Origin of the sequence: Edaphocola flava (genome assembly GCF_004118155.1) — a bacterium.
Taxonomy (GTDB): Bacteria; Bacteroidota; Bacteroidia; order Chitinophagales; family Chitinophagaceae; genus Edaphocola; species Edaphocola flava.
Window position 1 is genome coordinate 525,440 of record NZ_SAIQ01000002.1, and the last position, 24,868, is coordinate 550,307.

General features: G+C 44.6%; 17 protein-coding genes. 6 read left to right on the top strand and 11 right to left on the bottom strand.

From position 1 onward, the window contains the following. The first annotated feature begins 7 nt into the window (after nucleotides 1-7). On the top strand, nucleotides 8-325 hold the full coding sequence (locus EMP01_RS08585; protein ID WP_129021096.1) for a heavy metal-binding domain-containing protein: 318 nt from the start codon (nucleotides 8-10) through the stop codon (nucleotides 323-325). A gap of 518 nt (nucleotides 326-843) precedes the next feature. Next, nucleotides 844-2,067 (top strand): T9SS type A sorting domain-containing protein, encoded by a 1,224-nt coding sequence (locus EMP01_RS08590; RefSeq protein WP_129021097.1) that lies wholly within the window; start codon nucleotides 844-846, stop codon nucleotides 2,065-2,067. Between the two features lie 750 nt (nucleotides 2,068-2,817). On the opposite strand, the gene EMP01_RS08595 is transcribed toward EMP01_RS08590, so the two are convergent. Next, nucleotides 2,818-3,357, bottom strand: coding sequence for a hypothetical protein (locus EMP01_RS08595; protein ID WP_129021098.1), 540 nt, complete (start codon nucleotides 3,355-3,357; stop codon nucleotides 2,818-2,820). Between the two features lie 122 nt (nucleotides 3,358-3,479). On the opposite strand from EMP01_RS08595, the gene EMP01_RS08600 reads away from it, so the two are divergent. After that, nucleotides 3,480-4,052, top strand: a complete 573-nt coding sequence (locus tag EMP01_RS08600) for a hypothetical protein (protein ID WP_129021099.1) — start codon at nucleotides 3,480-3,482, stop codon at nucleotides 4,050-4,052. Between the two features lie 28 nt (nucleotides 4,053-4,080). Beyond that, entirely contained in the window at nucleotides 4,081-6,156 is a 2,076-nt protein-coding gene (locus EMP01_RS08605) for a WG repeat-containing protein (protein ID WP_129021100.1), read from the top strand. 197 nt (nucleotides 6,157-6,353) lie between these two features. Here the strand turns inward: EMP01_RS08605 and purL are convergent, their stop codons facing one another. Together purL and EMP01_RS08615 are read right to left on the bottom strand one after the other, a co-directional pair. Continuing rightward, the gene (purL, locus tag EMP01_RS08610) at nucleotides 6,354-8,555 is read right to left on the bottom strand and encodes a phosphoribosylformylglycinamidine synthase subunit PurL (protein WP_129021101.1); all 2,202 of its coding nucleotides are present in this window, start codon (nucleotides 8,553-8,555) and stop codon (nucleotides 6,354-6,356) included. A gap of 413 nt (nucleotides 8,556-8,968) precedes the next feature. Next, entirely contained in the window at nucleotides 8,969-14,995 is a 6,027-nt protein-coding gene (locus tag EMP01_RS08615) for an alpha-2-macroglobulin family protein (RefSeq protein WP_129021102.1), read from the bottom strand. A gap of 113 nt (nucleotides 14,996-15,108) precedes the next feature. Here EMP01_RS08615 and EMP01_RS08620 point away from each other — a divergent pair, with 113 nt between their 5' ends. Next, complete coding sequence (locus EMP01_RS08620; RefSeq protein WP_129021103.1) at nucleotides 15,109-16,764, top strand: amino acid permease; 1,656 nt, start codon at nucleotides 15,109-15,111, stop codon at nucleotides 16,762-16,764. On the opposite strand, the gene recO is transcribed toward EMP01_RS08620, so the two are convergent. Then, nucleotides 16,751-17,485, bottom strand: coding sequence for a DNA repair protein RecO (gene recO / locus EMP01_RS08625; RefSeq protein ID WP_129021104.1), 735 nt, complete (start codon nucleotides 17,483-17,485; stop codon nucleotides 16,751-16,753). The two genes, EMP01_RS08620 and recO, sit on opposite strands and share 14 nt — an antisense overlap. A gap of 9 nt (nucleotides 17,486-17,494) precedes the next feature. Beyond that, the gene (porZ, locus tag EMP01_RS08630) at nucleotides 17,495-19,819 is read right to left on the bottom strand and encodes a type IX secretion system anionic LPS delivery protein PorZ (protein ID WP_129021105.1); all 2,325 of its coding nucleotides are present in this window, start codon (nucleotides 19,817-19,819) and stop codon (nucleotides 17,495-17,497) included. Between the two features lie 242 nt (nucleotides 19,820-20,061). On the opposite strand from porZ, the gene EMP01_RS08635 reads away from it, so the two are divergent. Next, nucleotides 20,062-20,754, top strand: coding sequence for an META domain-containing protein (locus tag EMP01_RS08635; protein WP_129021106.1), 693 nt, complete (start codon nucleotides 20,062-20,064; stop codon nucleotides 20,752-20,754). A gap of 53 nt (nucleotides 20,755-20,807) precedes the next feature. On the opposite strand, the gene EMP01_RS08640 is transcribed toward EMP01_RS08635, so the two are convergent. The 6 genes from EMP01_RS08640 to EMP01_RS08665 all read right to left on the bottom strand — a co-directional run bounded on the left by EMP01_RS08640 (nucleotide 20,808) and on the right by EMP01_RS08665 (nucleotide 24,809). After that, nucleotides 20,808-21,704 (bottom strand): TIGR01777 family oxidoreductase, encoded by an 897-nt coding sequence (locus EMP01_RS08640; RefSeq protein ID WP_129021107.1) that lies wholly within the window; start codon nucleotides 21,702-21,704, stop codon nucleotides 20,808-20,810. A 50-nt stretch (nucleotides 21,705-21,754) separates the two neighbouring features. Continuing rightward, complete coding sequence (locus EMP01_RS08645; RefSeq protein WP_129021108.1) at nucleotides 21,755-22,570, bottom strand: DCC1-like thiol-disulfide oxidoreductase family protein; 816 nt, start codon at nucleotides 22,568-22,570, stop codon at nucleotides 21,755-21,757. Between the two features lie 10 nt (nucleotides 22,571-22,580). Further along, on the bottom strand, nucleotides 22,581-23,045 hold the full coding sequence (locus EMP01_RS08650) for an SRPBCC family protein (protein WP_129021109.1): 465 nt from the start codon (nucleotides 23,043-23,045) through the stop codon (nucleotides 22,581-22,583). Nucleotides 23,046-23,493: 448 nt separating this feature from the next. After that, nucleotides 23,494-23,898 (bottom strand): hypothetical protein, encoded by a 405-nt coding sequence (locus tag EMP01_RS08655; RefSeq protein ID WP_129021110.1) that lies wholly within the window; start codon nucleotides 23,896-23,898, stop codon nucleotides 23,494-23,496. 10 nt (nucleotides 23,899-23,908) lie between these two features. Then, nucleotides 23,909-24,253: a hypothetical protein gene (locus EMP01_RS08660; protein WP_129021111.1), complete on the bottom strand. Its 345-nt coding sequence runs from the start codon at nucleotides 24,251-24,253 to the stop codon at nucleotides 23,909-23,911. A 55-nt stretch (nucleotides 24,254-24,308) separates the two neighbouring features. Then, complete coding sequence (locus EMP01_RS08665; RefSeq protein ID WP_129021112.1) at nucleotides 24,309-24,809, bottom strand: GbsR/MarR family transcriptional regulator; 501 nt, start codon at nucleotides 24,807-24,809, stop codon at nucleotides 24,309-24,311. Nucleotides 24,810-24,868 lie beyond the last annotated feature (59 nt).

Here is a 24,868-nt window from a genome sequence, read left to right on the forward strand (position 1 = left end):
ATACAATATGATACTGACGACCACAACTGTATTAGAAGGCCATCCGGTTAAAGAGCACAAAGGCATTGTCTTTGGCGAAACGATTATCGGTGCCAACCTGTTTAAAGACCTGTTCGCCTCTATCCGCGATATCGTGGGCGGCCGTTCCGGCTCATACGAGCGGGTACTGGCAGAGGCCCGTGAGACCGCGCTGGAAGAGATGAAAGACCGTGCCCGCCAGTTGGGTGCCAATGCCGTGATCGGGATTGATGTCGATTACGAGGTTGTAGGTGCCAATGGCAGTATGCTTATGGTAAGCGTATCCGGTACAGCTGTGGTTGTGTAGCAGATCATGATTAATATTTTGCAAGGGCTCATCATTGATGAGCCCTTGTTGTATTATGTTCAATCGACCATACCATATCTGGCCTTAGTGTTCCGAAGGGCCACTAAGACCAGCAAAATCTGGCCCGATAGTATCGGGCCGTTCAGTAAAGATTTTGGAGAATATCAAAATAGCAAAATGTTGGGATCTGCATACTATTATTATGCTATAAAAGATACAAATCAGAGGTAGAAATTAATTTTTTGGACCAAATATCTTTGCAGTTTACTGAAAGAGATAGTCAATGTACTATTTTTTTGTAAAAAGTTAAAAAATATATGCAAATTTTTTGTATGTACTACGCTTTCTCAGAGTGTGTTCTAATTAGTCACAACACCCCACAGGTTGGCCTCTTTCTTACTGGAAAGGGCACTATTAAGAAGCCAATGTATTTGTTGTTTATATGGTTTCTTTTTGCTTCCATTCCCTCGATTAAGCAAAATACATCACAACTTTTTTAATCCAAAAAACAGATAAATATGAAGAGAGTTCTTTTATTCACATCCATTATTGGCCTTACGAGCCAACTTTACGCCCAATCAGGCAATGAAATCGTTATTGATGATCTTACTTCCACTGGAAACTGTGATTTATCATTTGCCAATTTGATAGAGCCTGTTGGATCGGTTAAACAAACGGAATGTATTCACTCTGGGGCCATAGGCGGGAGTGCCGATGTCTCCATTACGAAGCAACAAGAAGGAGCAGCATCAATTGGTTATTATTATGCTGTCGTTTCGGGAACAACATACAAGAGTTTTGAACTAAGTACTGGTAACGGGGGTATTTTCCCATTTTCCCTTACATATGACGGGATTGACGGCAACACTGATCCCAATAACCCAACTTTAACAGGCCCGGTATTAGGCGATTTTACTAATAAAACACTACGTATAGTCGCGTCTATAGAAGCAGCAACATCTGTTACCCTTACTGGTAAGATATGGGATGGTTCCGGTAATGTATCAACAACACAAATAGTGTTAACCTTACAACCATCTACTCTATCTCAAAATTATGACTTTCCTGCATGGACTGGTACAGCCAACCTTGCAGACGTGAGGGCATTTCAATTAAGTTATACAACTGCTCAAGGATCACATGATTTAAGTATTGATAAAATAAGTGTGATCAATTTGAACCCGTTGCCAGTTTCATTGATGAATTTTACAGCCAGTAATATTGGAAGTGATGTAGAATTAAAATGGAATACTGCTTCTGAAATAAATACTAAGTGTTTTGATGTAGAAAGTAGTTATGACGCAAAAACATTCACTCCAATCGGCAAAGTTGCAGCAAAAGGTAATTCAACCGAAATGAGTACATACTTATTCTCCTATGAAGAGAAAAGCCAGGGAGATGTATATTATCGTTTAAAAATGACTGATAATGACGGAACTTTTACTCATAGTAAAATTGTGAAAATTAATTCAATATTAAGGGCTGAGGACATTGAAATTTTCCCTACCGTATTTGGACAAAAAGTTAATTGTACGCTTAATTCACATAGTGATCAAAAAGCTGTTATTGAGCTATTTAATGTGAATGGATTACTTTGTAAACGCATTACTACTAATTTGAATAAAGGTTCTAATTTTATTGCAATTGAAGGCTTACAAGAGCTTGCATGTGGTACCTATTATCTTCAAATTAAAGGTGAAGAAAATATGATCATTACCAGAAAGAAAATTATTAAAAACTAAGATTTGATGCTGGGGAATAGGGTAAGCGTATCCGGTACCGCTGTGATTGTGTAGCAGATCATCATTTATAAATACAACAAGGGCTCATCATTGATGAGCCCTTGTTGTATTATCATAACGATCACTACGTCTTATCGACTGAAGTGAAACGTAATAGAGATATCTCCTTTTGTAAACTGGCGCCTTCTCGTGTGCCGGATTATACCATACTGGTCTTAGTGTTCCGAAGGAACACTCCCGCCGGACATCGACGCATCAAAAACATACACCTACCTAACCATTAACTAAGCACGCCTGCTCAAAACCTGCATCGACGTACCAGAAAGTGAAATGTCATTTAACTTTCTGGTGGTCAGGGGCACCATTAGACTGAACGCAGGTAGGGAAACTAATACCTTAAGGGTAGGAAATGTACTGGTTGTCTGTAGCATTTTGCCGCGCGCGCGCAGCTATTGCCTACCCTTGAGTATGTTCTGAGGTGCCATCATTAAGCTTTATGATAGGTCGAACTTTATATTTGTCTACCCTCAATTTTAGTTTTGGGTAGGTGGGGGTACCTCTGAGGTGGGGTGTTCTTTATGCTCAACATGTTCGCTTCAAGTACCTCAGCGAACGAGTTGCGGCTCCGGCCCCTCGCATATGCCGGTTCTGCAATGCAGTGGATAAATGATTTCAGGCAGGTGCAAAAAAAAGCGCGCGTTCAATACGCGCGCCGGATAATACCTTTTTACTTTTACCAGTTGAATTAATCTAGCATCCGCCCTCGTCCTGGTAGATGTTGATCTCGACCACTACATTATTGACCAGTTTAAAAGACAGGGAAGTCATTGCATCCAGGTCTTTCAGTACAAAATAGCTGATACTTTTAGAGCGCTTGTCACTATCCTCTTCCCAACCCGCATATACTTCAAAATTGCTGTAGTCTTTATACGTGTTCAGCAGTTCGTATCGGGTCGATCCTACACCCATGCCACTTTTGGTGCGAAACTTGGCACTGGTGGTGGTCATATTGGTGATTATTTCTTTATCCGGTTGGTTTTCACCCACATATTGCTGGTTGATCGTGACTTTCAGCAACTCATTATTGTACTTTACAACTGTTTCTCCTTTATATTCATTCTTTTCTGTAGCCGTGAGCAGGGGTTTATGGGCCAGGGCTTCGGCTTCGGCCTTATCCATAAATATTTTGAAGGGCCCGATTCTCAGGGTACTTAATTCCATATTGGTTTGCTGGGCAAATGCCGGCATGGTACAGGCCAGCAACATAAGGAAGGATAAAATGCGACGCATAATCTGGGTTTTTAGGGTTGATATTACAGTAAAGATACTGCTGTTTTGGGGCGCAAAGTAATCGAAAATATGTAAAAGGATTGTGAATAATTTTGTACTTTAGGGACCCTATTTTAATCATCATGAAAGCAAAATTATTGTTAGCGGCCGGTTTGCTCGGTAGCCTGTATAGTACAGCACAGGATACGGCCAGAGTAGATATACTGCTGCTGAAACAGAAAACGTACAAAAATACGGTTACTGCAGAGCTGGGTGGCCCCGGCGGATTGTATACACTCAGTTATGAAAGGGCATTGCTAACCTGTCCGCCCAGATTTCAGTTGTTTGCGCAGGCGGGTGGTGCTTATAACCCTGATGGGTATAAGGGGTACGCTGCGTTCTATCTTATGGTAAAAGGTAGCTACCAGGTACATAACGGACATTATGCCGAGCTGGGTCTGGGCTATATGATGGACGATTATGTGACCAGCCGGTTCTTTAATGATAAAGCATCTTTATTATACAGCCTGAAAGGCGGATACCTGGCTACAAGACTGGGCTACCGTTATCAGAAGTACAATAGTCCCTGGTCTTACCGGGCCTCCTTTACACCACTGTATCTGCTGGATCGCTATACCGGTTCGGGCAGTATTAAATGGGAAAATGAAAGACGATTTTTACCCTGGGGTAGCATAGGAATAGGCTATTCATTCTAAAATAAAAGAGACAAAAACACTTACGACCATGAAAAAGCTGATATTATGTGCCGGTTTGCTTTCTGCGACCAGTTCCTTTGCGCAAAAGAATGATGCACTGATTAAGGAGATAGAGGAGAACATTACGGCCATCAACCAGATGATCAAGTTTTCCGATACCCGTATCGCGATTACTGCCGGGCCAGGTAAATTCGACCCGGCCGATGAGCATAATTTTGAAAAATATACAGCTTATTCAGAAGAGCGGGTCAAGCGCTTTTTTGATTCCCTGTCTATGCAGACCAGGGTTATATACCCATATAATATCATCACAATAGATAATGACCATTTTGACCTGCTGACCCTCATGGGCAAAAGCAGTTCACATCATATGGATCATCCCGAAGAGAAGCCCATATACATTCCCCAACAGGTTACTTTCCTGGATGGTACAAAGGCCGATGCCGCAGGTGTTTATTGCAGTCCATATACCATCAGGCAGAAATATGCGACGACTGATCCGGATGGGGACTGGTTTGTCGATACCGCAAAACTGTCCGAAGTAGAGAAGTGGGTCTGGGCTGAGCAAAGCAGTTTTTATGAATCATTTGTACTCTATAACCCCAAACCCATTAAGGATATTACCTTTTCTATAGCATTGCCCCTGCGCAGCAGTACCAGCGATACCCTCGATCTGCAGCATAAAACATTGAATACGCCTTTTGGTAGTATTGTATTGGATGACATTAAAGGTAACCAGGTATCCTGCATCATACCGGCCGAATTAGTAGAACAGGTAGAGGTGAAGGCATTATATAAAGACGGCAGAATACTGTCGCAGAAGAGCTACAGCAGCCAGACCTCCCTGACCGAAAAGGGGAAAGCAGCCTTTCAGCAAATGATTGCCGTACTGGAAGAGGCTAAAAAGAAAGTACGTAATGGAGAACTAAAAGATCAGGCAGCCATGGAGGCTTATGTGCGGGCCAATGCGGCGACCGATGCAGGCGGGTTGCAGGAAAAAACCAGCCTGTACCAGTTTGCCGAACCCGTAAGCAGGGTCGTATTTATCCGGAGCGATACCAGCCTGAAGACCCGTACCCAGCAGGTGGTGTATAAGGTCAATTATTATAAAGGGGAGACGGGATACTATGTTGCAGCTGATTTTGAGACCGGTAAAACGGGTATTCTGAATACTAAAGGGAAGTGGGTAGTGAAACCTGAGTTTGATGAATATTTCAGACCTCAGAATGCTTATTATTACTGGGATCAGATCGATGATCACGAAGCGACCTACTGGCTGGATCATAAAACGGAAACCTTGCATAAGGTGGCGTACCGGGTCGATGATCCCGAACTGTATGCCGGTAAGTATATGAAGATAGAGCCTAAGGTAAATGGCAATATAGGATTGGTTGATGTGACTACCGGCAAGGAGGTGCTGCCGATGCAGCATGATTTCCTGCGCCTGGTCGGTGACCGCTACTGGAATGCCCGTATCGGGGACAATGAAGGGGTGTATAATACTGACTTTAGCGTGCTGATTCCTTTTGCCTTTAATGATGTGAACTATACCGATGGCTTTTTCTATACCCGTACTGAAGATAACAAAGAGGATGTATACAACCTCAAAGGGCAAAACATTACCCAGGGCAAATACCAGGATATAGATGGCTACTTCGGTAGCGGATTGTTATTGGTGGAGACATATACTATAGGGACAGACAGGGTAGTGCGCAACAATAAGAAGTTCTTTATCGATACTGTAGGAAAGGTAAAGATCAACCTGAAGGATATTGGGATGAGCGATGCGGAACCGTTCAGCAGTGGCCTGGCAAAGGTACGCCATGCCGGTACGGATAAGTATGGGTATATCAATGCAGCGGGTAAGCTGGTATTGCCTTGCGTGTATACAGGAGCACATGACTTTTTTGAACAGTCGGGGTATGCACTTGTCGAAGAGACCGGAGGTGCGCAAATGCTGATTGATAAGAAAGGGCAGGTGATCAAGAAACTGAGTGAACACTATCAGTCTATATACCGGGATAAGGAAAGTGGCCTGTTTCATATACACCTCTATAACGGAAAGACATATGATGAATACGGAAAGCAGGTGACGGAAAAGTAAGTGTACTCCTTAATATTTGAGATTTCTCGACGACGCTTTGCTCTGCTCGAAATGACGATAGCATCATTTCGTCATATCAATTGCAACGAAGGTGTTTGCTATTAGTACGCTCCCGAAATGATGGTGCAATAGATTCTATACATAATAATGGCGCGCCGAAAGGCGCGCCATTATTATGTATAAAAAGACTGCTTAGATTAAGAAGCCAGTACTTTTTCGATTGCTGTATCGTACGTGTTTTTCCAGCTATCAACAGTACCCCAGTTGTCACCACCGATCATGATGGCACCTGCAGTAACCGTACCCAGTTTTTCAACCGGATGACCTGCTAATAAAGCTTCGAAAGCAGCTGTCTGATCAGCAGCAACGCTCACTACTACGCGGCTTTGCGCTTCACCAAACAGGTATGCATCTTTACGGATACCGTCTTTGTAATCGATCGCGAAACCCAGGTTATTAGGCATAGCGCTTTCCAGCAGGCTGATGAACAGACCACCTTCGGTAATATCGTGTGCAGAACGGATCGCTTTCGCTTTAATCAGTTCCGCTACTTTGTTTTGTAAAGTAGCTTCTTCCTGCAGGTCGAAGTGCGGAGCAGGGCTGTGGGTAACATTGTTCAGTTTGAACAGGTACTCAGAACCGTTGATATCATTGCGGCTTTCACCCAGCATATAGATTACATCACCTTCATTTTTAAAATTCAGGGTCATGGCATTATCCATATGATCCAGCAGACCTACCATACCGATGGTTGGAGTAGGGTATACAGGACCATCTTCGCTCTGGTTGTAGAAGCTCACGTTACCGCCGGTTACCGGGGTGTCGAACTGGATACAAGCATCGCTCATACCTTTCAGGGCGTGTACGAACTGATAGTATACCTCAGGATTGTAAGGGTTACCAAAGTTCAGACAGTTGGTAATAGCCAATGGCTGACCACCGCTACATACGATGTTACGGGCTGCTTCACTCACCGCGATCAGACCACCTACGTATGGATTCAGGAATACATAACGGCTGTTACAGTCTACAGTTACCGCCAGGGCTTTATCTGTACCGTGTAATCTTACCAGACCAGCATCGCTGGGATTGTTGGTACTGGCATTTGCGGTACCTACCATGCTGTCATATTGCTCATATACCCAACGCTTTGAAGCGATATTAGGTTGTGCAACGATATTTTCAGCAACCGTTTTCAGGTCAGTTGGTTCTGCAATAGTATTTTGATCGAAAGCATTTACCTGCTCGAAATATTTAGGTTCTGTGTACTCTCTGTCATATTGTGGAGCACCACCACCTAATACCAGGCTCTCACCAGGTAAGTCAGCTGCTAATTCACCATCGATATAATATTTTAAGTTAGGACCTTCTGTTACCTGACCGATCAGTTCACAGTGGATATCCCATTTGTCGAAGATCGCTTTCATTTCTTCTTCACGACCTTTGTTCACCACGATCAGCATACGCTCCTGGCTTTCGCTCAGCAGCATTTCCCATGCTTTCATGTTGGCCTGGCGTGTAGGCACTTTGCTCAGGTCGATATCCATACCGAAACCTTCCTTAGCGCTCATCTCAGAAGTAGAACAGCTGATACCGGCTGCACCCATATCCTGCATACCTACTACGATACCGGTTCCTACCAGTTCCATACAGGCTTCTAACAGTTTTTTCTCTTCAAACGGATCGCCTACCTGTACCGCTGGTAATTGTTCCGCGCTGTCTTCAGTAATATCAGCAGAAGCGAAGCTCGCACCACCGATACCGTCTTTACCGGTAGCAGCACCTACGATGAATACCGGGTTGCCAATACCATGAGAGGTTGCAGAGAAGGTCTGACCTACTTTTACAATACCCACGCTCATAGCATTTACCAGAGGGTTAGTCTGATAGCAGTCTTCGAAGTATACCTCGCCCGCTACAGTAGGTACGCCGAAGCAGTTACCGTAGTGACCGATACCTTTTACTACACCTTTTAATAAGTGTTGTGTCTTTTTATTGTTCAGGTTACCGAAACGCAGAGAGTTTAATGCTGCGATAGGACGGGCACCCATTGTGAAAATATCTCTGTGGATACCACCAACACCGGTAGCTGCACCCTGGAATGGTTCAATTGCAGAAGGGTGGTTGTGGCTTTCAATTTTAAATACTACTGCCAAGCCGTCGCCGATATCGATCAGACCCGCATTTTCTTCTCCCGCAGCAACCATTACACGTTTACCTTCTTTAGGTAATTTTTTCAGGTATTTGATGGAGTTTTTATAGCTACAGTGCTCACTCCACATTACAGAGTACATTGCAGTTTCATTGAAATTAGGGGTACGACCCAATACTTGTTTAATGGCTTCGAACTCTTGTTCCTGAAGGCCTAATTGCTTGGCTTGTTCTAAAGTAGCTTCCATATTTATATTTAACAAAGCAGTAATATGTACCGCCGGTACGATTTGAAAGAGCAAAGATAATTCAGTTTTTGCTTATAAAGAAGTGTGATTTAGTGTTTTTGGCCGTATGGAGCCGGATAAATGTATATATTCGGCTTTATATTCAATGTGAGTGAAATATGAAGTATTTACAATCGAGAATAGCGAGGATATGCATTAGTATATGTATAGCAGGCCCGGTGGCAGAAGTTGTACGCCTTGCCCTTGGTGGCGACCCGACCCGCACCCGGATGCCCATCGTCACTTTTATCTTATTTGCGGTTAGCTATATTATCTTATCCTCCGTCGTCAAAAGATCGCGGGAAACGGTATGATATAAAGAGAGCAGCTTCTCAGAAGCTGCTCTCTTTATTACTTGTTTTTGAACTAATATATTATTGAATGGTCACCTGTATGCCTTCACTGTGGCTGCTGAACTCCGGTGCATACATACATTGTGCTGTAGTAATGCCGTTGGAGAACGTTCCTTTCTGGTTAGCGATCACCTGGTATTCGAATACATAAGTACCCTTGTTCAGGCGGTCGATAAAGAAGTGGCTAGCCAGGTCGCGGGTCGATTCATAATAACCCAGTCCGTTGTTGTAGTGGTATCCACTCAGCACATTTACCGGTTCAAAACCTGCGGCACGCATATCTTTCAGGTGTACATAATCCATACTGCGATCGGCACGTATGATGACCCTTACGGTTACTTTATCACCCACTTTGATCGGGCTGCTGGCCGTAATCGGGGTCAGCACCGGACCTCTGTCGCTGTTGCGGCTTACAAACAATTGCTTTTCGATCTGTAACGGCATGTTTTCATTTACAGCTGAGCTGATCTTGCTCATGTTCTCGAAGTACTGCCAGTAAGCAGCACCCCAGCCAATGGCATTTTGTGCGCCAGGACTATTCTGAACGGTAACGGAAAGGTTACCCATATCTGCCGATACTTCAGCACCCGGAATACTTTGTTTGAAATAACCGGTACCAGCTTCCTGCTGCACCTGTGCAGATTCAATAGTTTTACTGCCCGCTTTGATGGTTACTTTAGGCTCATTCTGCAACCAGGCAGCATTGCCGGACAATAGAGCATAACAGGCATCGGCCGTAGCAGTAGTTGTGCGCCAGTTCTGGGTTTGCTTTTGTTTCAGTAACCAGATGTTCATCTGATCTACAGAGGCCTGGTCATTCATGATCTCTTTATACGCCTGTATCATTAATGCCTGCGTTTCTACAGGGGCTTCATACCACCAGTAGCCCGGATTGTTCTTCCAGTACATACCAGTCTCCTTGTTACGGATGGCTCTTTCAGATAAAGAAGTCAGTATTGATTTTGCTGCGATGACTTCTTTGGTACGGAACAAGCTCAGGGCAATCATACCCTGCATATAATTGTTCTGTTTAGTCCAGTATTTTTTGCCCTGGTCCAGGTAGTAACTAAACGCAGTTTGTGTGGCAGCATCTTTTTTAATCATCGGGAAGGCACTGCGCAGGAACAGGTACTGCACCTGTGTCTGGTCGATGTGCTCTTCTTTCAGTTTTTCTTTCTTGATCTCTTTATACTCTTTCACAATCTCTCTATCCAGGTATTGCAATCCTTTATTTACGATTTGATCTATACGGTCCGTCTGTGCCGAAGATACATTCAGCTGTTGCAGTTTCGCAATACCGGTCAGGATATATTGCGTCATGTAGCGGTCTGCGCGCATACCTTCAAACCAGGAGAAGGAACCGTCGTTGTTTTGCATCTTGCCCAGTTTGGTCAGGCTTTTGTTCAGCTCTGCTGCCATTTTATGGGTAGCAAACAACTTCGCAATATTACGTTTTTGCTCCTGTTCGCTCTGCGCCTCCAGTACCCATGGGGTTTCTTCCAGCAGTGCGCTTTTCAGTTCCTGGTTTTTCGACAGGTTAGAGAGCAGGGCAGTAGTATCTTCCGTACTCCATTTATCAAAGATCGCTTTGATCTTCGGCGTCTGTGCCACAATATGAGCAGCCAGTGCATTGGCATAAAAACGGTTGAAGGTCTGCTCGGCACATTCGTACGGATATTCCATCAGGTAGGGCAATGCCTGTACCGCATACCAGGCCGGGTTGGCCGTATACTCAATTGTCAGTCCTTTATGCACCAGGCTATTGCTTTGGTTTGATTGCAGGAGTTTATCCAGGGTAAAGGTTGTGGTGCCATCACCTTTTACCGGCATCGGCAGGGTTTCGGTCACCAGCATACGATTGGTCACTACCGGTATGGTGTGCGACTCGCCATCACTAAAGCTTCCTGCCTGTGCCACGATACTTACCGCAACCGGTTCGTAAACAGATTGTGGTACATTCAGGGTAAAGCTAACCGGTACATTGTCTCCTGCAGCTACCGTAAATGGTTTGCTGCTATTGGCCTGGCCAAATGCTTTATCCAGCGGCTGACCGGTCAGTGCATTTACAAATGAAATAGTGGCCGTGCCTTTTAGTTCCTTGCCACTCAGGTTACTGATCTTCGCACTCAGTACCATCTCATCTCCCTGGCGGAAGAAGCGAGGTACATTCGGGGTCACCATCAGCTCTTTCTGCGTTTTGATCTTGCCGTCCAGATATCCGGTTTTCCAGTCTTTGGTATGAGCAAATGCCATGAACTTCCATTCTGTCAGGGCTTCCGGCATCGTAAACTTCAGTACCACATTGCCTTGCTCATCCGTATGCATTTGCGGCATAAAGAAGGCGGTCTCTTTCAGATTGGTGCGCGGGCTGACTGCAGGCTCAGGTTTTGGCTCCGTCTGTCCACCAGCTTTTTCATCGGCAGCAGCAGGAGCAGCGGCAGCGGCAGCAGCTTCTTCTGATTCAGCATTAACATTTCTACTTACGGGTCTTTTCGCTATTTCTTTCGCTGTTACTGTATTTACAGCACCTACATATGTTCGGGCTTCGAGTCTAGTGCCGTAAACAGTTACTTCATCGTATGTCCTATTGAATTGCAGATAACCAAAAAGTGAAGGGTATACTTTAGTATATTGGTTAATAGTATTGTCAGTAGAGTAGACACTTGCCTGGTTTTGTCCGAAAGAGATGCCTCCCCAGTTACCATAGAAATACTTATGCGGCTGCAGCAGATCCCAGCTCCAGTTATGCGGTTTCAGTGCATCTAATGAAGCATCGTACAATGTGGCCATCATTTCTGCAGCTACTTTGTCTTTCTGTGTTCCGCTGATAGTCAGGGTCCATTCTTCGGCAGCACCGGGTTGTAATTTATCGCGGTGGGTAGCCCAGCTCAGTTGCAGCTCTTTATTGCTCCAGGGCACATTGATCTGTTCTGAACCGGAGTAGAATCGGTTCTGGTATACATAGGCCCAACTGGTATAGGCACCGCCACGATCGGCTTCGGTAATCTGCTGGCGAACGGATTTATCTGCTGTCAGGGTCAATTGTTTATTCCAGCTGTTGTATTGTAATAAGTGTGCTTTATTATATGCCGGTACGACCCATTGTTTCCATTGCTGTCCCGGTTCATATTTGTCCGCATCATTTTTAACGAACAGTGCAAACTCTTTTTGTTCCGGTTGTTTTTCATTCCAGACAAATACATATTTCTTTTCTGTAACAGCCTTGCCATTATGATCCTTAGTATTGATCTCAATGAGGTAGTAGCCTGTTTGCTTCCAGATGTCATTTTTCGTTTGTAAGGTATTGCCCTCTTCTGTAGTATACTGATGTTCCCATACTACATTAGTCACAGCCCTGTTTTCCGGTTTCCATTCCTCACCATACATATCATTCGGGAATGCCGTATGAAACTCATTTTCCTTCAGTATAAAGTCTGTAGGAGCCTCCCAGAGGCGCTCGCGGTAAAAATGATCCGGTGATTTTAGTTGAGATACTTTAATCGAAACGGGAGCCGGAGTGAATACACCGTTCAGGTTTTCGGTACGGATCGACAGTTTGCTTAACTGCTCAGGTGTACTTTGAGCCGGTATATTAGCATCCAGGATAATACCCGTATAGCCTGCAGAAAAATAACTGGTGCTGCTGCGGGTTTCTCCGTTTATATCTGTGATATCTGCTGTTATTTCATACTGGAATACCGGTTCTGCATCGGCAGGAATACTGGCATCAGGCATGGCTTTGAAGCTGATGCTGAAATTGCCGGCTGCATCTGTTTCTGTGGTGCCATTGGTCATTTCCTGCTGTCCGGAGGACATCGGGAAGCCCCAGCGGCTGGCTCTCCAGAAGTAAGGGAAGCGGGTACGGCGCACTACGCGGTACTGTACCTGTGCATTGCTGATGCTGTTGCCTGCATACGCTATTGCTTTACCTTTTATAGTTACCTGGTCATTCAGTGCATAGTTGTTTTTTACGGTATCAAATGATACCTGGAATTTCGGACGTTTATATTCCTCTACATTAAAGTATACGGCACCTTCATCTGTTTGTATAAACATTGTACCGGTCAATCCCGATTCGGGTGCGGTAAAGCTGCCGGAGAATGAACCATACTCGTTTGTTGTCAGTGTGATGTCTTTAATCATCTGACGGTTTACATCCCTGAAGGTAACAGTAACCGATTTGTTGGCAACAACGTTGTTTACTCTGTTGTCATAAGATGATTTAAGGCTGATGCCTTTGAAATAAACCGTCTGTCCCGGACGGTAAATGCTCCGGTCGGTAAACATGAAATCCTGGTAACGGTCTTTTTTGTTTTCGGTGTAGTTACGATCATACTCTATCAGGCTTCCCGCTTCGTTTTGCAGGATCAGGCGATCCTGTCCCTGAACTAATTCAAACAGGGTGTTGTAATCCACTGTACGATTAGATACCGTATTGTTCAACAGGCCATCTTTTCCTGATTTCGCCAGGGATATCCATTTGTCTTTTTTATATTGTAAGATAGCATTTTCTACAGGCGTACCCTTTTCCCGATCCAGTATATATACTTTTGATGTAGTGCCTGAACGGTAATCATTAGGACCTTTAACAATACTAAGGTTGCTTACCTGGAAATAGTGGTACAGTGTATCTATACCAGGATTGCGCATGATCAGTACATATTGTCCCATAGGCAGGGCATCGATCTTAATCTCTGCGCGATGTGCTTTCAGGTCATCACTGTTCGGCAATACCTGTTGCCAGGTACGCAACGATTTCGCTTTCAGGTTTGGATGCTGACCGATAAAGTCCTCTGCACTTAATTTATAGAGCATCATTTCGATGTTACCGACATTTTTATAGCCGACAGATGCCAGTACAGGCTGTTCCGGTATCTGCACAGATTGCATATTTACAGACAGCTGCTTACTATTGAGCGCATTCAGCAGGTTCCGTGCATTTGCGGCGCCTTCCGATTTCGGATAGGCCATTATAATGGCCGCCAGACTGGCTGCAATTGATTTCAGGTCTGTTTGGTCTGCAAGCTTACTGCCGGCGTTTTGAGTACGATTCTGCTGCTCCTGGTATTGATTATACTTTTGTTGCTGCAGCAGGAACATTGCCTGTGCTACATCATCTTGTTTGCTTGCCCGGTTGATGATCTGTTCCAGTGCTTTACTGTATAGTGCATCTTTATCGGGCAGGGTACTGTAGGTGTGCACAAAACCCAGTCTCAGCAGGTCAGCATCGATCAATGCATCGTTATTTTTCAATGCAATCTGTCTCTGTATCACTTCCTGGTACAGTTTCAGTGCCTGGAAGTGTAGTGCGGTATTGTCTTTATGTTCCAGTTTCATGGAGGCGAATGTTGCCGCATCGGCAAAATAGCCAGCCTCATTCAGTTGGAACGCATAGGCGGGTTGGGTAATGGTACGCTCATCACTGGAGAAATAGTCAATCGCATCAAAAACCAGTACATCATACAGGTATGGTCTTAAATGGGCTGTATGTTCACCTTTGGAAATAATAGCGCTGTAATCGCTGGTCAGGATATTGCGCAGGGCATCCCTGTCCTGTAGCGATGTTTTATACAATTGAGTAATGGTATCATGCAGGGCATTAACATCCCATGTAGCCACATCTGTACTTTGTTGCTGACTGGATTGGGTGCGGCCATAGATTGTATATCGGTTGGCATTTAGATAACTCAGGTATGCTTTTGCCGTGGCATTGGCCCAGAGGGCCTTTTGTACCGGGTCTGTGGCTGCTGCCAGTTGCTTTTCGCTGGCTTTTATAGCCAGTACATCGGCATGTTCTTCCTGGTTCAGCATCATGAGCCAGGTTTGCGCTTTGATGATCTGAGGTTCATCCTGTATGGATTGTGCCTTTTTCAGGATGTCCTGCACTATTTTCTGTGCAGACTGCGGCCGGCCGATCTCCTGGAACGAGTCAACCTTTTTCCACGAAGGTTCGTAATCATACATTTTAAGAGGAGCGGATTTTTGAGCAAAGGCATGACTACCCAACAACAGCATGCCGCTGAGGAGGATACGAATGTGCTTGTTCATAGTTAAATTTTAAGGATCAGTAGTATTTACAAATGTAAGGATGTTTTTTTGCGCTGAATTCCACATTATTTCCTATTTTGTTACCGATTTTATAACATATTACGGTACATCACATGCTTGATAACCTTTTCAGAAAGAAAACCATCGCACAGCTGAAGCAGACTGCAGATCATTTTGAGGCTGCAGAACACCAGCATATGAAGAAAAGCCTTAATGTACGCGACCTCACCATGATGGGTGTGGCGGCGGTCATAGGTGCGGGTATATTCAGCACTATCGGGGACGCGGCTTTTAAAGGCGGACCAGGGGTGATTCTTCTTTTTATCATTACAGCCATTACCTGTGGCTTTACGGCATTATGCTATGCAGAGTTCTCTGCACGCATTCCCTTGTCGGGTAGTGCCTATACTTATTCTTATGTCGCCTTCGGAGAGGTGCTGGCCTGGATTATAGGCTGGGCGCTGATCCTGGAGTATGCCATTGGTAATATAGTAGTGGCCATCAGCTGGAGCGGGTATTTTAATAATATGCTTAAGGCGGTAAATATACACTTGCCGGCCTGGCTTATATCTGATGGAAAGACGGCAAAAGCGGCCTTTACTGCCGGACTGGATAATATACCGGCACAGGCCTGGAAAACCGCGCCTGTGCTGGGGGGCATGCGTATTATCATGAACCTGCCTGCATTTGTAATTGTGGTACTGGTGACGATTCTGGCCTATATCGGTATCAAGGAAAGTAAGCGCAGCGCCAATGCTATGGTGGTGGTAAAACTGGTGATACTGGTACTCGTTATCGGAGTAGGAATCTTTTATGTCAATTCAGATAATTATACGCCTTTCCTGCCCAATGGTTTTACCGGAGTACTATCCGGTGTGTCTGCTGTGTTCTATGCTTATATTGGTTTTGACGCGATCTCAACAACCGCTGAGGAGTGCAAGAATCCGCAGCGGGATATGCCTCGCGGGATGCTATATTCATTATTGATCTGTACAGTTATTTATGTGGTGACCGCCTTGGTGATTACGGGTATGGTGCACTACAGCAAGTTTCAGCATGTAACCGATCCGCTGGCATTTGTATTTGAGGCAATCAATAAACCTATCCTGGGCAAGATTATTTCATTCAGTGCAGTAGTCGCTGCGACCAGTGTAATGCTGGTGTTCCAGATTGGTCAGCCGCGCATATGGATGAGCATGAGCCGTGACGGATTATTGCCTTCCCGTTTTGGTAAACTACATCATAAATATAAAACCCCTGCTTTCTCCACTATTATTACAGGCCTCATTGTAGCCATACCTGCACTGTTTATCGATGCCAATATTGTGACAGAACTGACCAGTATCGGCACTTTATTTGCATTTGTGCTGGTATGTGGTGGGGTATTGCGCCTGCCGAAAGCCGCGCCGGAGCAGAAGTTTAAGCTGCCTTACATCAATTCGAGATATGTAATGCCGGTTTTATTCGGTGTATTTTTATTCTTTGCCTGGGATAAATTTCATGAAACGTACCGCCACCTGTATACTGCAGGTTACCGTGATGTATTGTTCATGCTGTTTGTACTGCTGGCCTTCTGCATCTCTGTATACGCCATCTGGAAGCAATATACCGTTGTGCCTGTACTGGGATTGTTATGCTGCCTGTACCTGATGATTGAGATTCCGCAGCAAAGCTGGATGGTATTTATCGGCTGGATGCTGTTCGGACTGACTATTTACGGGATATACGGATACCGAAAAAGTAAATTGCGTGCTGCTAATGCAGAATAGCCTGTAACACTTCCAGCGAACGTAAGGGCTTGAAGTGGCTGTCGTGTGTCTGCAGAAAGTGAAGATAGCCTTCCAGTATGAACCGGCGATCCTGTGCCGGAGCCTGAATAGCCGTAAATGCATTCAGGTCTTCTGCTTCAAGAAAGCGGCTGGTAAGTGCTGAAATGTCTTTGTCAAATATAGGTAAGGCAATGCCAATGGCGTGCTGGAAGCGTCCTTCGTAAGTATTCAGGTAGCTGTCTGCTGCACTGTAATTGTTTTGAATGGCATAACCCATGATCTGCGCTGTTTGTATCAGAAAGTATAAAGGCAGATTGGTCAGTTCGTTGTCCGAAGCCTCATCCAGGTATTTGAAAAATGATAAAGCAAATTCATACAGATCCTGCTGCTCATCTTCCGTAACAAGGAAGTTGGAAAGTACTTCAACGCAGAACAGCAGGATGCTGTTCTTGACAATATGCTCTCCCAGGGTATTGTAGAAATGCCCCAGTTGAAACTCTTTTATATACTGTAAATTTTTGGTGGGTTGCCGGTATACCTGCAGATCCAGGATATAGCCCGGTCGCAGGATATTGCCTTTTCTGCTGTTCTTTTTGTCAGATCGTACCCCTTTGACCAGGTAAGATTGCAGTCCGAATACCTCTGTGAAAATACTACAGATAATACTGGTGTCTCCGTACTTTACCGTACGCAGTACGATGCCGCCGGTTGCTGAAATCATGATGTATGGTTATTCGTGGATGATGAATTTGCCGGTTGCTTTCTGTGTACCGTCTTTGCTGACAACAAACACCAGGTATACTCCGGATTGCACTTTGCGTCCGGTATAGTCTCTTCCATTCCAGGCAATCTGTCCGCCGGTTGAGGTACCCTGGTATACCAGCTGACCATTAATGTCTGTGATTTTTACATTGGAAGCAGCAGTCATACCCTTAATTGCGATATTGCCGTTATAACCCGATGGTACTGGGTTCGGGAACACAAACAGTGGCTTGGTTACCGTGCCACCGGCTTCTGTAGCCGCGCCTCCGAAAGAACATAAACCTTTATCTGTACTTACGAATACTGTACCTAAAGCAGGATCAATATCAATATTAATGATCGTATTGGACAGTAACGGGCTATTCGCTTCTGTATATTGAGCAATAATATCTTCGGCATCTTCAGATAAGAGGAACAGACCCACATCCGTTCCGATCCATTTACGGTTGCCACCATCTATGGCAATTGCATTGACTGCAATTCCTTCAAACATGTAGTTGGCAAAATTGTAGCCTTCTGTCTGCAGGGGTTTCAGGTAGGCATCACAAATACCATTGCGGATATCCAGGTCACAGTTATAAATAGCAATACCACTGCTGGTACCTACCCATACAGAGCCATCTTTATCTTTAGCCAGACTTAACACTCTGTTGTTCGGCAGGTTACCGGATCCTGCACCACTTCTTAAGACTACACTGCGGTCATCATTAATATTTTCGAGGGTATTATTATCATTATAAATAGCCAGACCACCACCGGTTGTACCGGCCGCGAACCACTTCTGGCCCAGGTCATCGATCAGCAGTGAGGCACCATGATTCACCCCGTTTACGCGGTAGCTATACCAGTTGCCGGCCTTGGTTTTTACTCTAAGCACATTCTGTACCGTACTTTGGGTGATCCATAAATTATTATCGCCATCCAGGGCAACATCCGTGCAACGATAGCTGGCGGTATCACCACCTATATTAGACTCCAGGTATCCCTGTTTGTATACGGTAATACGGTTATCCTTATCAATCTTGGCAATGCCACCATTATACATGGCTACATAAACATCAGCACTGCTTTGGTCTTTGACAATGTTTAAGGCATCGGTAAAGGCAAATGGACTGCTGGTTGCTGCCAGCATATCCCATTTAAAAGGGCGCCAGTCCCCGTTATTGTAATGGGCTACATAATCCTGGTTCAGCTTCACAAACCAGTCCGAGAGGCCACGGGCACCATGTGCCAGCCAGAATTCTCCGTTATTGGCCCATACGCCATAAGCGCCATTACTATAAGGCCCGGCAGGATTTGTAGAAGTCCAATCATTAGGATTGCCATTTACACTACGGCTTTTCAGACCGGCATACCCGTCCGAAGACCAGTATTTGCCATCGCCGGAATCCATAAATGTATTGGCGTAAAAATTAGGTATAGAGTCCTGTACGGCACCGGTAGCATCTATTTTAACTACATATGGAGCCGCACCGTTATTGCCCTGGGTCAGGACCCATAAATGGCCGTCGCTTGCAGGTTGCAGCCTTATGATATTATTATTGTTGCTGTGTATAAGGACTGGTACATTGCTCTGTAATTTATATATCCCCTCACCACTTACGGCATATACATTATCTCCGCTCTTGCAGACAGATGTAAAATTATTACTGCTGATGTGCTCCCAGCTGGCATAGTTAACCATCAGGGGATTGGTCGTCAGGGTATGAAATAAGCCTACACTTGTGGCTGCATATATATCTGTTCCTGAACCTGAGGATGCTCTGTTTAAGCCCTGGGCTGTTCCTTCGAAGAAGGGTACGGTCTCTTTAATTTCTCTTTTTGTGAGGTTTACGACCAGCAGTCCGATACCGGTACTGATATAAGCATGGCCATCACTGCAATACAGGTCATATATGGTCTTGTCGCCCGCTACGGTTGTTATTTTGAAATCGGGAATATTATAAAACTGTCCGTCTTTAAACAGATCAATATTGCCATTCTGATAGATGAGTACGGCCATTCCGGTACTGGCATCATATCCTACTTTAGCCATATCTACATCACTCATGCCATTGGCCTTACTGTATGCGCTTACCCCTCCGTCTTTAGTATCATAAGTAAAGAAGGCAGATGTTGAAACACAGAAAAAGGTTGTGCCATCGCTGTCAAAATCAAGAACTGTACCATAAGGCAGGTACGTATTCCACTGGCCAACAGGAGGACGTAATTGCTGCGCGGAGGCTGGTGCCGGAGCCATAACAGAGGCTAAAATGCTGAATGCGGCAGTATACAGTAGCGGTAACTTGATCATATGGTCAAAAATACGGTTTTTCTGCTTTAAACCGTGCTATAAACTAACGTATACATAAGTCTTATTGGTATATCTGGCCTGCATTCTTTAAGTAAATACATTAACGAAACAAAAACGGACTTACGTTAAATTTTGTGCATTAACTCGTGTCTAAAACCACGATTTGTTATTTTTGTTATCAGACTGTACTGGTTTGCCAGTTTGGTACTACAAAACATATCCACCCCTAAAAATAAAAAATTATGAATGTATTAAAATTCGCCTTAAGCCTTAGCCTGATTTCTGTATTGGGTACGAGCAGTTTTGCACAGGACAATTCCCGCAATAGCCTGGACTGGTCAGGGCACTATAGCTCCGGTAAGAATATGCACCTGACCCTGAATGAGAATCAAACTTATACACTGGTTAATAATGGTAAAACCACTTCTGGTAAGTTCTCCTGGAGCCGTAATGGTGATATGATCACTTTACCAAAAAACAACCTGAGCTTCAAGGTTGGGGAAAATAACCTGACCGGTACCCGCTATGGTACCCGCCTGGAAAAACAATCAGGAGCAGCTGAGCCGGTAGTATCGGGCTCTTTGTATGGTGGTAAGTGGATGCTGATCGAGCTGAATGGCAAACCCGTATCTGCCTACAATAAGCATGCTAAAAGTGCATATATCAGTTTTACAGAAAAAGACATGCGTTTCGGTGGCTTTGGTGGCTGTAACAGCTACGGAGGTACTTTTGAGGTAATGCCGGAAACCGGCCGCATTAAATTCGGACAGTCGGTATCGACTATGAAAGCCTGTTTTGCTGATGGGGTAGAGGCTGAGCCTTTATTAATGAAAGCCATCCGTAGTGCAGATAATTACACCATTCATAATGGCGTATTGTCTTTAAACAAAGCACGTATGGCACCCCTGGCCCGTTTTCAGATGATTGTAAAATAGTCTACAGTAAAATAAAATGCTTAGGGCCCGGCGTATGCCGGGCCCTAAGCATTTTAAGGTATTAATTGTTCCATTGCCTGGTCTATTGCCGGATACTGAAATGTAAATCCTTCCTGCAACAAACGCATGGGGACTACATTCCGGCTCTTGAGCATCAGCTCTGTTTCTGTGCCTAAAAGTACCGCAGCTATTTCCATGATAGATACAGGAGCCGGTAATCCGAAAGGAATATGACAGCGTTTGCGCAGTTGCTGCATGAATTGCTGGTTCGATACAGGTGTGGGTGCAGTTATATTTACCGGGCCGGAGATCTGCTCCTGTGCAATAATAAATGCAACAGCTGCACAGAAATCAGCTATATGTATCCAGCTCATCATCTGCTTGCCGCGGCCCTGTGCACCGCCCAGGCCCAGGCGGGTGATCTGTTTGAATTTAGGAAAGGCACCACCTTCGTTGCCCAGCACAATAGACGTGCGTAAGGCTACTTTCCGGGTTTGCGGATTGGCCTTATTAAAAAGTGCAGCCTCCCATTGTTTACATATATTCATCGAAAAATCGTCGCCGGTAATGCCAGATGTTTCCGTCATTTGCTGTGTCTCTGCATGTATGTAAATTGTGGCAGAGCTTGCATTGAGCCATAATTTGGGCGGATGGCTGCATTGGTCGATGGCCTGCTGTAATACTGTAGTACTGTCAATCCTTGACTGCAGAATGGCTTTCTTATTGGCTTCAGTATAGCGGCAGTCAACAGACTTTCCGGTCATATTGATGAGCACATCGCAGCCCTCCAGTAATTGTTGCCATGGTCCGGTACTCCGGGCATCCCAGTAATGATCGTCTCTGTATTGGGGTTTACGTGTAAGGATGTGTACCGTATGGCCTTTGCGGCGAAACCATTTGCTGAGTTCCTGCCCGAGAAAACCCGTTCCCCCTGCGATGATGATATTCATATAATACGTTTAGTGTTTTTGAATGAAACTATTCATGCTTAAATAGCAGATTAACCAATGTAGAAAATAATACCTAAAACCAGTATGCGGTATACAATCCAGCTGATGCTGGGCAACAAACCTATGCCCAGTAGCTTGCAGCGCCTGTAATGTTCTGCCAGCATAATAGTCACTACTGTGGCAAAATAAAGCAGTGCGACCAGGTTGCTCAGGGGTATGAACAATGTGGGTATGAGCAGCAGTGTGCCGATCAGGGATACCGTCATCATATTGCCTATATAGTCTGCATATTGCTTTCCTAGTATGCGTTTCAGCCACAATGTCTGCCAGCATATCTGGCCTAAGCAGATAATCCCTTCCCGCAATAGATGATGGTGCTGTGGTACATAGCTACCCAGTTTTTGACTGAATGCGCTCAGCACAAGTGTAGAAAGAAGGGTGACCAAAAGGATGTATGCTATCCTGTAAGAAAGCCTGAAGTCCGGTACACAAGCGGTTTTTTCGTCTTCTGCCCTGTGTGGTATGATCTGTTTGCGGTTATAAGAGACGAAAGCGTATAATTGCTTAAAGCCATAATAGAGGGGAGGGAAGCGTGCAATCCTGGCTAATGCCGGAAAGGAGTGTCCGATAATCGTCAGCAGGCTGTCCAGACCATAAGTCACTTGCTGTGTCTGTGTATTCACCAGTGCAATCTCGTTACGGGCACGGTCTGTATCCAGCTGCGTAAAGTGATTATTATTTATTTCATGGAAGGGCAACCTTCCTTGCTGATCCATCATACCGCAGCTGATAAAGGCTTTGGTATACATCCTGCACATAGGGCAGTCTTTATCATATATCAGCGTATGTTGATCCAGTGTTTTCATGGCTGAATGATTATGGGTTTGTGATGAACGCTTCTGCTCTAGCTTTGATCATGCAGTTGCGTTTGTATAATAGTCTTTTCATATAAGGTTTCAGACCAAGGACAGTAACTATCCTGCCCAGGAATCCGTAGGGAGCGGCAAAGTAAAAAAGGTCCGTCATCAGGGTGCCGCCGTCTTCTTCCCGGAAGAGATGAATGTGCTGCAGGTATTTAAACGGCCCTTTGGTCATACGATCTTCAAACTTTACCGGGTATTCCATATCCGTTATTTTGGTCGTCAGCTCACGGTAACAACCCAGGTGCTTTGCCCGCCAGGTAACGGTTTCGTTCAATTCTATCAATCCTGACCGGCGGCCTGCGATAACCACTTCATTAGTGTGCGCTGTAGATTCAAGGTGCAGGTCTATGCTGCGGGAAAGGTCAAATACGATTTCCCTGGGTGCCCGTATTCGGGTATTGATGCAAATCATTGCCATGATGCGCTTATTTATTGACCAGGTGTAAGAATTTCTGAATTTTGTAATGTGTAGCCTTATATACCTTCCGGCAATCCAATGCATATATGATGGCCATAACTGGACCGAAAACCAAGGCTGCTAAAAGAATCCAAAGACATATTGTCGTTAATGATTTAGATTGTATAGACAATGCAGTGATACCCATTAAAAGAGCCAGCCAAACCGGTATCATGAATATACCATAAATCCTGAATAGTTGTGATTTTTTGTAGTGCATACTCAGGCGTATAAGATAACTGATGAGCTGTATCAAACCTACTGCGGGATATAGGAGTAATAGATAATTGGGTGCATATAGATATACTACTGGCAAAAGCACTACGGCACAAATGACGGTGCATGCCTGTATATAAAAATCTGTTTTAAAGAAGCGTTTCATAACAACTGTTTTATGAATCAAAGACTATTATTCAAATTCAATACCCTTGCTGGTGCCAAAAAGTTTGTTCAGTTCGCGCTGGTGCTGGCGGGCTTTTTTACGGCCGCGCATAAACAGGTAAAGGTTCAGCATCAGCATAATGCCCAGGTATATGGCAAAGCCGCCGATCTTGGTACTGAGCTTTACGATCATGCTTTCTGCATTAACGATGGCAGACATACGAATAATGGTCAGGGCAAAGCCTACATTGAGCAGGTAAAAGCCGATCTTGAACAGGGAATTGGTGGCCAGGGCAATATCGGCCTGCTGGTGAAAGATATCCAGCATAAAGACTTTACCGTTTTTGAACAACTGATGGGCTACCGTGATGGTGAGGCCGAGGGCAACAGGCAGGTAGATGAAATAAGCGAGAAGCGAGATTTGCGTGTTCATTGTATATGATTTAAGAATGAATGTATTTTCTGCTTAAAAGATAAAAGGTGAGGATATTGATATAATGCAGCACACAGAGCAGACAAACAATCGATCCGGTGCGAACAGAGAGGGTCGTCATCAGTTCGGCAGCATTGCCTATCTGAAAGCCATCATGCAGGCTCCACGCTGCATAGCCGATATTGACCAGGTAATAGCCACAGAGCAGCAGGTTGTTGATCGCCTGGCAAGGAGCATGATCGCCTAACAAATACTGCAGGTACATGCCTCCGCTTTTGTGACAACAATAGCCTACATATATTGTAATGAAACTGGTTATCAGCAGGTACATCGTATAAGCTAGTATATTGTACATATCGAATAAAATGAAGTTTCAGTAAATATTGAAAATAAAGACTAAATAAAAAACCTTATTTGATAAGGTTCGTTATTTTACCGACCAGCCAGTGTTCATCACTCTTAATGGCCAGGTCCATAATATTGTTGATCTTGTTCGTTACATTTTTCATATCGCCCATCAGTTTTGCGAATGATTCGGCCTCCGGTCCGTCTTCATCGATATGGCTGAGCTCTTCTATGCTGGCAATAACCGGTTCTATCTCTCTTTTCCTTCTTTCCTTTACGATCTGTTTAAAGAGATACCAGATATCTTTTTCCGCCACAAAATACTCTTTACGTTCACCTTTAATGATCTCTTTCCGTACAATGCCCCAGTCGATCAGGTCGCGCAGGGTCATATTGGCATTGCCGCGGGAGATCAGCAATTCTTCCATTACCTCATCGGTAGAGAGTGGCTTGTCGCTGGACAGCAGTAAAGCATGCACCATAGCCATGGTACGGTTTATGCCCCAGTTAGAGGCCAGTGTACCCCAGGTTTGTATATACTTTTCTTTAGCGTCTGCGAGTTTCATGATCTTCTTTGTCTTTGCTGATACAAAAGTACATATATTTTTTAACTTTCAAAATATTT